Origin of the sequence: Pseudomonas sp. B37(2017) (genome assembly GCF_002112885.1) — a bacterium.
In the GTDB taxonomy this organism is placed as follows: domain Bacteria; phylum Pseudomonadota; class Gammaproteobacteria; order Pseudomonadales; family Pseudomonadaceae; genus Aquipseudomonas; species Aquipseudomonas paraglycinae.
This window is the reverse complement of record NZ_NEIX01000008.1, coordinates 301,938-315,629: the sequence shown is the minus strand read 5'-3', so window position 1 is coordinate 315,629 and position 13,692 is coordinate 301,938. Positions and strand designations below refer to the sequence as shown.

General features: G+C 61.8%; 9 protein-coding genes. 2 read left to right on the top strand and 7 right to left on the bottom strand.

Features of this window, described 5'->3' with window-relative positions:
• Positions 1 to 162 precede the first annotated feature (162 nt).
• The 7 genes from CAF90_RS21075 to CAF90_RS21045 all read right to left on the bottom strand — a co-directional run bounded on the left by CAF90_RS21075 (position 163) and on the right by CAF90_RS21045 (position 11,114).
• The gene (locus CAF90_RS21075; RefSeq protein ID WP_007951497.1) at positions 163 to 1,365 is read right to left on the bottom strand and encodes an efflux RND transporter periplasmic adaptor subunit; all 1,203 of its coding nucleotides are present in this window, start codon (positions 1,363 to 1,365) and stop codon (positions 163 to 165) included.
• Between the two features lie 15 nt (positions 1,366 to 1,380).
• On the bottom strand, positions 1,381 to 2,850 hold the full coding sequence (locus CAF90_RS21070) for an efflux transporter outer membrane subunit (protein WP_085608361.1): 1,470 nt from the start codon (positions 2,848 to 2,850) through the stop codon (positions 1,381 to 1,383).
• Positions 2,840 to 3,322: a MarR family winged helix-turn-helix transcriptional regulator gene (locus CAF90_RS21065; RefSeq protein WP_085608360.1), complete on the bottom strand. Its 483-nt coding sequence runs from the start codon at positions 3,320 to 3,322 to the stop codon at positions 2,840 to 2,842. The genes CAF90_RS21070 and CAF90_RS21065 overlap by 11 nt, the downstream gene beginning before the upstream one ends.
• Before the next feature lie 237 nt (positions 3,323 to 3,559).
• Entirely contained in the window at positions 3,560 to 4,882 is a 1,323-nt protein-coding gene (locus CAF90_RS21060) for a DUF308 domain-containing protein (protein ID WP_085608359.1), read from the bottom strand.
• Positions 4,883 to 4,998: 116 nt separating this feature from the next.
• On the bottom strand, positions 4,999 to 8,673 hold the full coding sequence (locus CAF90_RS21055; protein ID WP_085608358.1) for a translocation/assembly module TamB domain-containing protein: 3,675 nt from the start codon (positions 8,671 to 8,673) through the stop codon (positions 4,999 to 5,001).
• Entirely contained in the window at positions 8,670 to 10,397 is a 1,728-nt protein-coding gene (locus CAF90_RS21050) for an autotransporter assembly complex family protein (RefSeq protein ID WP_085608357.1), read from the bottom strand. Before CAF90_RS21050 ends, CAF90_RS21055 begins: the two co-directional genes overlap by 4 nt.
• A 66-nt stretch (positions 10,398 to 10,463) precedes the next feature.
• Complete coding sequence (locus CAF90_RS21045) at positions 10,464 to 11,114, bottom strand: N-acetyltransferase (protein ID WP_007951503.1); 651 nt, start codon at positions 11,112 to 11,114, stop codon at positions 10,464 to 10,466.
• A gap of 174 nt (positions 11,115 to 11,288) precedes the next feature.
• Between CAF90_RS21045 and xthA the strand changes: the two genes are divergently transcribed.
• Together xthA and CAF90_RS21035 are read left to right on the top strand one after the other, a co-directional pair.
• Complete coding sequence (xthA, locus tag CAF90_RS21040; RefSeq protein ID WP_007951504.1) at positions 11,289 to 12,101, top strand: exodeoxyribonuclease III; 813 nt, start codon at positions 11,289 to 11,291, stop codon at positions 12,099 to 12,101.
• A gap of 120 nt (positions 12,102 to 12,221) precedes the next feature.
• Positions 12,222 to 13,556, top strand: a complete 1,335-nt coding sequence (locus CAF90_RS21035; RefSeq protein WP_085608356.1) for a substrate-binding domain-containing protein — start codon at positions 12,222 to 12,224, stop codon at positions 13,554 to 13,556.
• Positions 13,557 to 13,692: the final 136 nt, after the last annotated feature.

Below are 13,692 nucleotides of genomic sequence, written 5' to 3'. Positions count from 1 at the left end.
CCTTTGGAACCTGATTGACGCTGCGTCCGTTAATGACGCAGCCGCCCTTGTGGGAGCGAGCCTGCTCGCGAAGACGGCGGTTCAGCCAACAAAACTGTTGAATTGAAAATCGCCATCGTCGGAACGCCGCCCGGAGCAAGCTCGCTCCCACAGGGAATGGGATCAGCGTTGCGCGGTCTTGCTGACCGCCGCGCTGTTGTCGTGGATCAACTGGGTGATCATCGCGTCGGCTTCGGCCAGTTGGCGGTCGTAGACGTTGGTGCTGAACGAGGCCTTTTGCGGCGGTTGCTGGGCCAGTACCGGGCCGCTCTGGTCGTGCAGATTGACCTCGACATTGGTCGACAGACCGACGCGCAGCGGGTGTTTGGCCAGCTCTTCGGCGTTGACGTGAATCCGTACCGGCACACGCTGCACGATCTTGATCCAGTTACCGGTGGCGTTCTGCGCCGGCAACAGGGCGAACGCGCTGCCGGTGCCCGCGCCGAGGCTGTCGATGGTGCCGCTGAACTTCACGTCGCTGCCATAGATGTCCGACTCGATCTCCACCGGTTGGCCAATGCGCATGTCACGCAGCTGGGTTTCCTTGAAGTTGGCGTCGATCCACAGCTGATCCAGCGGAATCACCGCCATCAGCGCGGTGCCCGGCTGCACACGCTGGCCAAGTTGCACGGTGCGCTTGGCGACGTAACCTGTAACCGGCGCGATCAAAGTGCTGCGAGCATTGGTCAGGTAGGCCTGACGCAGTTGCGCAGCGGCGGCCATCACGTCCGGGTGCGACGAGACCACGGTGTCATCGACCAGCGCGCTGGTGGTTTTCAGCTGCTGTTTGGCGTTGGCCAGGGCGTTCTGCGCCGAGGTCAGGTCATCGCGAGCGTGGGACAGTTCTTCCTGGGAAATCGCCCCGCCGGCCGCGAGGTTTTTCCGGCGGTTGAAGTTGTCCTGGGCTTTTTGCACTTCGGCCTGTTGTGCATTGACCTGGGCCTTCATGCCGTCGACGTTGCTGTACAGGCCGCGAACCTGCCGCACGGTGCGGGCCAGATTGGCCTTGGCACTTTGCAGGCCGACTTCGGCGTCATTCGGGTCGAAGTTGATCAGCACCTGGCCTTCATGCACCAGATCGCCATCGTCGGCACCGATGCTGACCACGGTGCCGGTCACCAGCGGGGTGATTTCCACCACGTTGCCGTTGACGTAGGCGTCGTCGGTGCTTTCGCTCCAGCGCCCGATGAATTCGTGATACGCCCAGACACCGGCACCGGCGAGGGCAACCACAACGGCCAGCACCAGCAGCATCACCTTGCGTTTGCGCGGATTGCCAGTGTCCTGGGCGTTGTCTTGAGCTTGTGTGTTTTCGGCAGTGGCCATGACAAATACCTTGAATTAGTTGTGCGGCGTGGCTGGGGTGGCGTTGGCTGCGGTCAGGGTTTGCCCCTGGAAGCCGCCGCCCAGCGCTTGCATCAGTTGAATCGACAGGTCGATCTGCTCGGCATTCAGGTTGGCCAGCTGACGCTGGGCCTGCAGCAATTGCTGCTCGATGCTGAGCACGTCCAGGTAGTTGCCGATGCCGGAACCGTAACGCTGGACGACGGTGTTGTAAGAATCCTGGGCAATCTCGGTCGCGTGCTGCTGGGCGCCGATCTGCCGGCCGATGTCACGCAACTGGTTGATCGTGTCGCTGACATCGCCCAGGGCTTTCACCAGGCTTTTGTTGTACTGCGCCACGGCGAGGTCGTAATCGGCGTCGCGGGCATCGAGGTTGGCGCGCAGGCGTCCGCCATCGAAGATCGGCACCGAAATCGTCGGGGCAATGTTGAAGAAGCGACTGGCGGAACCGAACATCGCGTCCCCCAACAAGGATTCGGCACCGGCGGAAGCCGACAGGTTCAAGTTGGGATAGAAGCGGGTCTTGGCCGAGTCGATGTCCTTGCTCGCCGCCTCGACACGCCAGCGCGCGGCGACCAGATCCGGGCGACGGCCCAGCAGTTCGGCCGGCAGCACCGAGGGCAGTGCGACAGCGCTGGCTTGCAGGACTTTCGGTCGAGCGATTTCGTTGCCGCGATCCGGGCCTTTGCCGAGCAATACGGCCAGGGCGATTTTTGCGCTGTTCAGGCGTTTTTCAGCGTCGATCAGGCTGGCTTCGGAGCTGGCTTCCAGACTTTGGGTCTGCTGGAACTGGTACTGGCTGTCGATCCCCGAGCTCAAACGACGCTGGCTCAGGTCAAGCATCTGTTTGGTGCGCTTGAGGTCTTCGTTGGCCAGGTCATAGACGATGTGCGCCTGACCCAGATCGCTGTAGGCCCGAGCCACGTCGGCGGCCAGGGTCAGTTGCGCGGCCTGACGGTCGACTTCGGCGGCGCGGGCCTGACCGAGCGCGGCTTCCCAGGCGTCACGCTGACCGCCCCACAAGTCGAAGTTGTAATTGAAGCCGGCGCTGATGTTGCGCACGGTGGAGTAAGCCCCGCCCTGCCCCAGCGGATCCTGATCCCGGGCCAGACGCGAACGGCTGATACCGGCGCTGGCGTCGAGGGTCGGATAACGCTCGGCATCGGCGGCGTACGCGGCGGCGCTGGCCTGATGGGCGCGGGCGTCGGCGATCTGCATGTCCGGGCTGTCTTTCAGGGCTTCGCGGATCAGACCGTCGAGTTGCGGATCGCCGAGGCTGGTCCACCAGTCGCTCTTCGGCCAGGCGGCCTGGGACAGGGTGACGCCGTTGAGCGATTGCCCGGTCTGCAGGGTTTTCGCATCGAGGCTGGCGCCCTGGGTATCGAGGCCACTGTAGTTGGCGCAACCGGCGAGGATCATCGCCGACAGCACCAGTGTCAGGCTGCTGCGCAAGGTTTTACCGCTCATTGTGTTCACCTAACCGCTGGATGGTGATCGGGTCACCGGCTGCCAGCAAAATTTTCTTGAGGATGTATTCCAGGGTTTTCAACTCGTCCGGGGTCACGGCGCCGGCCAGTTCATTCATGGCGTCGGCGCCGATGTGCGGCAGGCGATCGGCCAGTTGCTGGCCCTGCTCGGTGAGTTTGAGTTGCACCTGACGGCGATCGCCTTCGCTGCGTTGGCGAACCAGAAAACCTTTCTGCTCCAGACGATCGAGCATGCGGGTCATCGAACCGCTGTCCAGCGACAGGTGCCGGCACAGCTCGGCCGGGGTGTCGACGCCGAACTGGGCCATGATGATCAACACCTTGAACTGCGCGGCGGTGATGCCGTGGGGTTCCATGTGGGTGTCGATGATCTTGTCCTTGAGCAAGGCGGCACGGCCGAGCAACAGGCCGAGATGGCAATGCTTGAATTCGTCGGGGGTGAAATGCTTCATGTGCTCACCTAATAACTGCCTAGGCAGTGAATGTATGTCGAGATGTTACTGCCTAGGCAGCGAATGTCAACGTAATAGTTAGGTTGCTTTGTAATTAGTTGACCAGTGGGCTGGGTTTTTCGGGTGCCCAGGCGAATGCCTTCGCGAGCAAGCTCGCTCCCACAGGGATCTCATGTCTGCACGAATCAATGTGGGAGCGAGCTTGCTCGCGAAGGCAGCGACTCGGTGTAGAGCCGTTCAGGATTTGTCGGAGGGGTGATTCATCGGTGGTGGCTGAAGGGGATGGACTTCACGCCCACGCAACGCAGTTGCCACATAACCGCAGGCACGCCTGGCTCCTGCGTAAATACCGTGCCAGCCCGGCGGTGCCGGCTCGATGGCGGCATGCAACGCCCGCGCATAATCAAGCACCAGGCCCGGCGTCCAGGCCATGGCCTCGGCGCGCTTGCGCACTTGAGCTGCGACCCAGAATTCGGGGCTGATGATGACCCGGGCAAAATCCAGCATGCTCGAATGCCCCCGGTTCATCGCACCTTCGAGGGCAGCCTCCAGGCTGTGCGCGACAGCACTCGAACAATTGCGGCTGGTGAGGTTGTAGGTGGTGTTCTGCCGATAGTCCGCCCAGAACGCCTGAAGCCGTGCCGCATCGTAATGCACGAAACTGACCTGAACCGACGACGGGCACCAGTCGGCCACTTCGCTCGCGTAGTCCGGCAGAAACCGCCCCGCCACATCGTTGTTCGGCGTGGCCCGCAGCAAGCGTACGAAATCCCCCGCCGAGCGATCGATATCGTTCAGCGGGTAATGGCTGATGTAGATGTCAGGCCCACATTCCAGTGCCGCGTGGCCGGCAGAGATGACGCCGTTGATATCGACCGCCGCGATGTAACGATTGAGCAACCGATTGCGCACCAGGGTGTCTTCAACCGTACCGCTGGGGGTCCAGACATGGATCACCATTGCGCCATTATCTGCAGGGGCATGAACCGGAGGAGGCGTCACCGGCGACGGTCTGTTCTTGAATCGCAATGCCTGCTGCAACAAGGCACAGCCCGAAAGAAAGATGCTCATGCCGATGCAGAACGGCACCGTCCCCTTGTAGAGGCTCGGATACGGTTCGAGGATGAACACGCCAAAGCCGATCTCGAACAGCGCCACCAGCAGTGACATTCGCCAACCGACAAAGCGCACCACCACCGCAGCCGCCAGCCGAAAACCGCCATCGAGCAGAAAAGCCGCACCGAACAGCACCGCGAGAATCACACCGGCAGCATGCTGTCGGTCGACGATCAGCAGCCCCAGCAGCAAAAACACCAGACCCCGCGCCTTGTGCAAAGCCGCCGCCGTACCGGTTTTCGGGGCCGGCACCAGCAGAATGATCAGGGCTTCGAGTAACAACAGATAGCCGAACACATGCAGCGGGAAATACAGAACGCCGTCCAGCGCATCGATGAAAATGGCCACGCCGGCCGCGCCCCAGACAACGCCGGTCAATGCCAGAGCGGACCAGCGCCGACGGACAAAATCGTGACCGAGCAAGACCATACTCAAACGAACCATTGGCGCCCCCGGGGCGTTTCGGGCAGCCGCAAACGGCGCCCTTCAAGCTGCGGTCAGTCTAATACATCCAGAAAAAGCCGGATCGTGCTGACACGATCCGGCCAGGGGAACGCGGGCTAGAAATCCCGCTTGTAGAAGATGTCCAGCGAACTGGCCACGCCGCTGGCGGCTTCTAGGTAGACCTTCTTGCTCAGCTTGTAACGCAGGGCGATGGTGTTGGCCGGCTCGAACACGCCGACGCCGTAACGCAGACTGAGTTTCTCGGAAATGTTGCCGCTGGCCACCACGCTGGTGGTGTTGCCGCTGCCCTGGGTGTCGAGCTGGAAGTCCTGAATGCCCAGATCACTGGCCAGACTGCTGGTGACCCCGGAACTGCCCATCAGACCCAGACCGAGCGCCGCTTGCGCGAGCATGTTGTTGTCTTCGCCGGTAGTGCTCAGCGGACGCCCCAGCACCAGATAGGACAGCGCCTGTTCCTGACTCATGGCCGGCTCGGAGAAGATCTGCGTGGTCGGCTGCTCGGCGCTGCCGCTCAGGCGGATACCGGCGATCACATCATCGGTCTGGCGAATCGCTTCGATGTCCAGATACGGCTGATCGATCGGACCGGCGAACAGCAGACGCGCGCGACGTACCGTCAGGCGCTGACCGTAGGCGCGGTATTTGCCGTCGTTGAGCCACAGCTCGCCACGGGTGTCCATGTTGTCACCGATGTGCACGTGGCCTTGCAGGTTGGCGGTCAGGCCGAATCCGGCGAAGCTCAACTTGTCCTGGCCGACCACCACATCGATGTCCATTTTCATCGCCAGCGGCGGTTTGCCCTCTTCGGTCTGCGCGCCGACGATGATCGTGTCATCGGAGACTTTCACCGTTGATGGCGGCAGTTCGCGCACGGTGATTTCGCCTTTGGGCACCAGCACCTTGCCGGAAATCGCCAGCTCGTCGCCGGCCATGGAAATCTTCAGGTCCGGCGCCACTTCAAGCTTGGCGTAGGGCTCGACCGTCACCGGCAATTGCGTGCCCTTGAGCGCCAGATCCACCACCAACGCCTGACCCCAGGCGATGTTACCGCTCAGGCTGCCCTGCCCGCTCTTGCCGCTTTTCCAGCCGCCGTTCAATTGCACGGCTTCACCGGCGATCACCGCTTGCAGTTGCAGCGCCTGCAACTCCAGCGGCAATTCCGGGCCGGACACTTCGCCGTCGCTGAGCTGCACGGTGCCGTTGACCAGCGGCGCGAGCAGCCCGCCGGAAATCGTGCCGCTGCCGTTCAGGCGCCCGGTGAGTTTCTCGACCATCGGCACAAACGGCCGCGCCACCGACAAGTCCAGTCCGCTGAGGCGGAATGAACCGCTGAGCGGCTTGTTCTTCGGCAGCGGATTGATCTGCGCCTGCACCATCAGCTCACCGAGCTTGCCGCCGACGAAATTCAGATCAGTGTCGATTCGCTTGGGCGTGAGTTTGCTGGTGAGCTTGAGGGTCTGGTACGGGAAGTCGACCCACTGATCCTTTTCCTTCATGCGCAAGGTGCCGCCGCTCGCATCGACGCTGATCTGGCCGTTCGGGCCGCTGGCCGGCAGGTCCAGTTGCAGGTCGGCATTGAGCTTGCCCTGCCAGGCGAAATCCTTGGGCAGCCACTGCGCCAGGCTTTCGATCGGGAATTCCTTGAGGTGGTAACGCAGCTTCGGCTCCGGCATCAGGCGCTGATCTTCACCGCACAGGCTGGCATTGCCGGACATCCAGCAATGGGCGCCGAAGTTGATCTTGCCGTCGGCCAGACGCTCTAGTTTCGCGGGGTTTTGCAGTTTCCAGTCCTGCCCCCCGGCCTGAATGTCGCCGCTGGCCAGTCGTCCGCGCCAGTTGCCTTTATCCAGATTGCCGTCCAGGCCCAGCGCCAGTTTCAGCTTCGGCCCGAGCAGGTCGAGGTTGAGTTTCTGGTTTTTGATATCGCCCTGGGCGCTGGCGGTCAGGGTGCCCAGCGACGTATCGCCAGCCTGGATGCCGCTGCCCTTGAGATCGATTTTCGCCCGTTGCGCGCTGTCGAGCGTGGCGTCGAGGTTGAGGCTTTGCAGGCGATTGTCCTGGAACGCCAGTTGCGAACCTTGCAGGCCGAGCTTGCCCTGCGGCGCCTTGAGCGTACCGGCGACATCGACCCGACCGTTGATCTGCCCGCGCAGTTGCGGCCAGAGCTGGGCCAGACGCGCCAGTTTGATGTCGATCTGCCCGGTGAGTTTTTGTTGCAGGCTGCCCTTGCCGTTGATGCTGTTGTCGCCGAGGCGGATTTGCAGGGCATTCAGATTCCATTGCTCGCCAGCCCCGTCGGCCTTGGCTTGCAGCACCGCCGGTTGCCCGCGCAGTTTGCCTTTCAGATCGAGATCGGCATTCAGGCTCAGGCGCTCGTTCTTCATTTCGCCTTTGCTTTTCAACGGGCCGGCCAGGGTGCCCGGCAACTCCGCGACCCAATACGCCGGGTTGAGCGCCGACAGTTCCAGCGCTGTGTCCCAGGCAATGCCATCGGCGAACTGCACGTTCACATGGCCTTCGGCCTTGCCCTGCCCGGCTTCGAGTTTCAGTTGTGGCAGGAAAATCTGCTTGAGATTGCCGCTGAACGGACTGCTCAGGGTGAACGCCCCCGCTGGGCCATCTGCGGCGGCGGCGAAGTTACCGAGGTACTGACCGTCGGTGTAGGAGACTTCACCCGTGAAGGTACGCAACGTGACCTGCGGTTCGTCGATCTCCGGATAGAGCCGGTGCCACGGAAAATCCAGCCAGTTGATGTTGGCCTGGGCGCTGAGGCCTTTGCTCCAGTCGACATTGCCGGTGAGCTTGAGGCTTTGCTTGTCGTTGGCCGTCAGATCGAGGCCGGCAATCTGCGCGCCTTTGGCGTCGACCTTGCTTTTGAGCAACAGCGCCACCGGGCCTTTCTCGGCAGGCAGCGTTGCATTGCCGAGGAGTTGGTAACCGTTTTTCAGGTCGCCTTCGCCGGTCAACACCAATTGATTGAATTGCAGGGTGTCCGGCAGATCCGCGCTCGGTTTGAAGGCTTCCGAGGTGATCCGCACCTTGGCCGGCAGGTTTTCCGCCAACGGTTGCAGCTCGCCGCTCAACTGGCCGTCGAGGTAGCCACGGCTGTCGGCGTGCAGGTTGAGGGTCTTGAGCAGATCACCGTCGATTTTCAGCGCCAGCGTCCACGGCTCGGGAGCCGGCGACGGCAAAGTCAGATCACCGGTGATGTTCAGCGGCCAGTTGCCGGTCGGTTGCAGCAGGCCGGACAGGTTCAGGCTCAACTCTTCGCGTTGCAGTTTCACGCTGTCGATCTGCATGCCCTTGGCGGTCCAGTGCGCCGCCAGTTGCAGGCCTTTCAACTCTTCGCTGCCGTTGAACAACAGGCTGCCGACCTGCACATCGCCCAACTCGATGGCCACGGGCAATTGCAGATCAGGAAGTGTGATCGGACCGCTTTCAGTGACTTCTTCGCTCGGCGGGAATTGCAGGCTGACGGTATCGGCCTTGAGCTGTTGAATGCACAGGGTCATGCGCGTCAGGCACAGCGGCGACCATTCGAAGATCGGTTTGCTCAGCTCGACGCGACTGCTGTCCTGCTGCCACAACAGATGATCGGCGCTCCATTGCCCGCCGAGCCGACCCTGGAAATTGTCGACGCTCAAACCCGGCACCAGTCCCAGCACCCAACGGCTGCCGGCCTGCGTTCCGAGCACAGCGGTAATGCTCAATACAATTAGCAGCACCAGCGACAACAACGCCAGCGCCGAAATTTTCAAACCACGCTTCACAGCTCAGGCCCCATGGAAAAGTGCAGCCGGATGCCGCCATCGTCGTCCAGCGCGTGGGCCAGGTCGAGGCGGATCGGCCCCACCGGCGAGACCCAGCGCACACCGATACCGACCCCGGTCTTGAGGTTCGGCAGTTCGAGTTTGTTGAAGGAGTTGCCCTGATCGACGAAGGTCGCCACGCGCCACTTCTCGGCAATCGAATATTGATATTCGACGCTGCCGGCCACCATGTAGCGCCCGCCGATGCGGTCGCCCTCGGAGTTCTCCGGGGACAGGCTCTGATAGTCGTAGCCGCGCACGCTCTGATCGCCACCGGCGAAGAAGCGCAGCGACGGCGGCACCGATTTGTAGCCGTTGGTGGCGCTGCCGCCGACCTGCACCCGGCCAAGCAGGCGATGCTTGTCGAACACGGTGGTCAGGCCTTTGACCAGCGCTGTGCCGTAAACCAGGTTGTTGTCCGAGCCGAGGCCTTCTTTCGCCACCTTGCTTTCGAAGGTCAGGCGATAGCCGTTGTGCGGGTCGATGCGGTTGTCGCTCTTGAGGTAGGAATAGCTGACGCCGGGCATCAGCAAGGTGCTCAGACCGGAGTCGTCGCCGAGCTGGTATTCCTCGCGCTGCCATTTCAGCGAGATCACCCGCTGCCAGCCGCTCGGCAATTTGCTGTGCCATTCCGGGCCGAAGGTCAGCAGCTTGCTCAAGGTGTCGGAACCGTCGATGTCCTCGTATTGATAACCGCCGGCCCAGCGCAGTTTGTCGGTCAGCGGCGGGTCCAGCGGAATGTCGTAGAACAGGCCGACGTTTTGTCGTGGCGCCGACAGTTCAGCCTCCCAGCCATAACTGTCGCCCTGCGGGTTGACCCAGTGGCGGGTCCAGTTGGCCTTGATTCGCGGGCCGACGTCAGTGGAATAACCAAGACCCAGGCCCATGGTGCGCGGCTTGCGGGTGTCGAGTTTGACGTCCACCGGGATCACGTCGTTTTTCGCGGCGGTAGGCGCGGCGTCGACCCGCACGCCTTCGAAGTAGCCGCTCGATTGCAGGTCGCGGTTGAGTTCGGCGATCAGCTCGGAGTCATACGGCTCGCCGGCCTTGAACGGCACCATGCGTTGCAGCAGGTCTTCGTCGAACGGGGTGTCGCCCTCGAAACTGACTTTGCCCAGCGCATAACGCGGGCCGCTTTCGTAGATCAGTTCGACGTCGGCGACCCCGGCGCGTGGATCGACCATCAATTTCTGGCTGGTGAAGCGGCCACTGAAGAAGCCATAGCGCGAAGCCTGATTCTGGATCAGGCGCTTGGCGTGTTCGTAACGCCCATGGTTGAGCACCGCGCCAGGCTTGAGCACGTCACTTTTCGGGACTCGAAAGGATTTGAGGGAGGCCGCAGGGCCGTCGACCCGCACGGTTACGTTGCGCAGGCGGATCGGCTCGCCGGGATCGATGTTCAGCACCAGACGCGGTTTTTCACCGCCCTTGACGTCACTTTCGATCTGCGGCTGGTAATAACCCAAGGCCTGGGCGGCTTTGCGCGCCTGTTCTTCGGCGCCGCGACTGAAGCGCTGCAAGGCTTCTTCGTCACGATCGCCGAGGCTGCCGATATAGCCTTCTATATTGGCTTTCAGTTCATCGTTGGACGGTTTGATCCGCACATCCAATTCACTTTGCGCCAGCGCCGCGCAGCTGGTTAACAGCATGAGCACGCCACTGGTAAATCTTCCTGGAAACTTCATAGGCGCGGATGCTATCACGGGCTTGGGAGCGTGATAGAACAGGAAATTTCCGAAAAAGTTCGACGGTTATCCCGTTGCAGTTTGTAACACCTGCGGGTTGGCGTGGAAAAACACGTGCTCGCGCACCGGGCCGACGGCCACTTCGCCGATCTCCTCGTAACCCTGACGCTTGTAGAACTCCAGGTAACGCGGGTTGCCGGTGTCGAGGATCACGCCTTGGGAGCTTTCGTCCACCGCGCACCAGTTGTGCACCGCTTGCAGCAACTGTTCGCCGAAATGCTTGCCCTGAAATTGCGGATGCACACCGAGCAGCGGCAGCATGTGCACCGAGTCGGTCGGCACGCAGGCCTCGACGGCGGCGTGGTACTCCAGATAACGCCGGGTGCAACGGAAACCGGTGCTCAACACCATGCGCAAACGCCAGGCCCAGCTCTCGGTAACACCCAAACGACGTTGCGGCGGCGCGATCAGGGCGATGCCGATCAAGCGGTCGTTGACCAACAGGCCGATGGCCGGCAGATCCTGCAGGAAATGCTGTTTGACCAGCTCCCGTACCGTGGCGCGTACCCGCTGCTCGTAACCCGGGCGCTCGGCTTCGAACAGGTAAGCGAAGGTCGGCTCGTGGCGGTAAGCCTGATAAAGAAGGGATCGCGCTTCCCGGGAATAGCCGCGGTCGAGCATGTGGATGTCGGCGATGGCGGTTTGGGTTTCAGGCATGACGGTGATTCTCCCTGGACGGGACTCAACAGGCCCCGTTCTTGTTATACGAGCCTTGGGCTGAAGGGATCGTTCCCACACCCGAAAGACATTAGCAGCGCATATGGACTACCGCCACGCTGGCCCAGATCCTACATGTCAGCTAGCATCGCCCTTTTGCCAGGACTGCCGACCATGAAGATCGTTTCCTTCAACATCAACGGACTGCGGGCCCGCCCGCATCAGCTGGCGGCGCTGATCGAAAAGCATCAGCCGGACGTCATCGGCCTGCAGGAAACCAAGGTCCACGACGACCAGTTCCCGCTGGAAGAAGTGCGGGCCCTGGGTTATCACGTGTATTTCCACGGCCAGAAAGGCCATTACGGTGTCGCCCTGCTCTCGCGCCAGGAACCGATTGCCATTCATAAAGGTTTTGCCACCGATGAAGAAGACGCGCAGCGGCGCTTTATCTGGGGCACTTTTGCCGACGCCAACGGCGTGCCGGTGACGATCATGAACGGCTATTTCCCACAGGGCGAAAGCCGCGACCACCCGACCAAATTCCCGGCCAAGCAGCGCTTCTACAGTGATCTGCAAGCGCTGCTGGAAAGCCAGTTCCACAATGAACAGCCGCTGGTGGTGATGGGCGACGTCAACATCTCCCCGGAAGACAGCGACATCGGCATCGGCCCGGACAACATGAAGCGCTGGCTGAAAACCGGTAAGTGCAGCTTCCTGCCGGAAGAGCGCGAGTGGATGGCCCGCCTGAAAAACTGGGGCCTGACCGACAGCTACCGTCACCTGAACCCGGATGTGACCGACATGTTCAGCTGGTTCGACTACCGCAGCCGTGGTTTTGAAGACGAGCCGAAGCGTGGTCTGCGGATCGATGTGATTCTGGCGTCCCATGGCTTGCTGCCACGGGTGAAAGCCGCCGGTGTCGACTATGAACTGCGCGGGATGGAAAAGCCTTCGGACCATGCGCCGATCTGGCTGGAATTGAGCTGATACCGCAATCACCGCAAATCGCTGTGGGAGTTCGCTCCCACAGTTTGAGCGCTGTCATTTTTCAGAAACGTCTTTGACTTAATCTCCCCGGCAATCCCCTTGGCTGCAATCGGTGCCGGCATGACCCTGCGTGTTCTGTTCGTCTTTCTCCTGAGTGCCTGGCTGCAAGTTGCGGTTGCGGCGTTGCCCATTCCCGAGAACGGCCCGGTATTGCGCATCCAGGGTTCCAACACCATTGGCGCGGCGCTCGGTCCGGCTTTGGTGGAAGGCCTGTTGCAAGACCAGGGACTGTTGAAAGTCCACAGCGAAACCCCGGACACCGCCAACGAACAACGGGTCGTCGGCCTGACGGCCCAAGGCCAGAGGGTCGTGGTGGAGATCGCCGCCCACGGTTCGAGCACCGGTTTCACTGCACTCAAGAACTCCAGCGCCGATCTGGCCGCCTCCTCGCGCCCGATCAAGGACAGCGAACTGCTGAACCTGCAAGCCCGGGGCGATCTGAAAAGCCCCGGCGCCGAGCAAGTGATCGCCATCGATGGCCTGGCGATCATCCTTCACCCCGACAATCCGCTGGTGCAACTGAACACCGAACAACTGGCGCGAATCTTCAGCGGCGAGGCGAAGACGTGGGAAGACGTCGGCGGCAAGGGTGGGACAATTCATTTATATGCGCGGGATGATCAGTCCGGCACCTACGACACCTTCAAGGAACTTGTCCTCAGCCGTCGTGGGAAATCGCTGAGCAATGCCGCGAAACGGTTTGAATCCAGCGAGCAGTTGTCCGACGCCGTCAGTGCCGACCCGCAGGCCATCGGTTTCATCGGCCTGCCCTATGTGCGTCAGGCCAAAGCCGTGGCGATTGTCGACGGGCAATCCCTGGCGATGCTGCCGCTCGCCAGCCTGATCGCCACCGAAGACTATCCGCTGTCGCGGCGGCTGTTCTTCTATCTGCCGCCCGACAGCAACAATCCGTGGGCCAAGGCCTTGGTGGAGTTTGCGCAGAGCCGTCGGGGTCAGACGATTGTCGCGGCCAACGGTTTTATCGCCCAGACCGTGCAGGCCATCGCCGTCACGCCGAATGCGCTGATGCCCGAGGGTTATCAATCCCTCAGCCGCCACGCCCAGCGTCTGACGGTGAACTTCCGTTTCGAAGAAGGCAGCGCCAGCCTCGACAACAAGGCCCGCCAGGATCTGGCTCGGGTGTTCGACTATATAAAGCACCACGACAAGACCGACCGCGCGGTAACACTGGTGGGATTCGGCGACGCCAAGGACGACCCGGCGCGGGCGGATTTGCTGTCGAAGCTGCGGGCGATGGCGGTACGGCGGGAACTGGTGAAGAACGGCGTGGTATTGCGCGAAGTGCGCGGGTTTGGCGCGCTGATGCCGGTGGCGACCAACAGCGGGGATGAAGGCAGGATCAAGAATCGGCGGGTTGAGGTTTGGGTTTACTGAATCTGATGTTGATGCGCTGAACGAGCAGGCCCCATCGCGAGCAGGCTCGCTCCCACATTAGATCTCCAGTGAACACAAAGTATGTGGACACCAGCGAACCCGTGGGAGCGAGCCTGCTCGCGATAGCAGGCGCCGC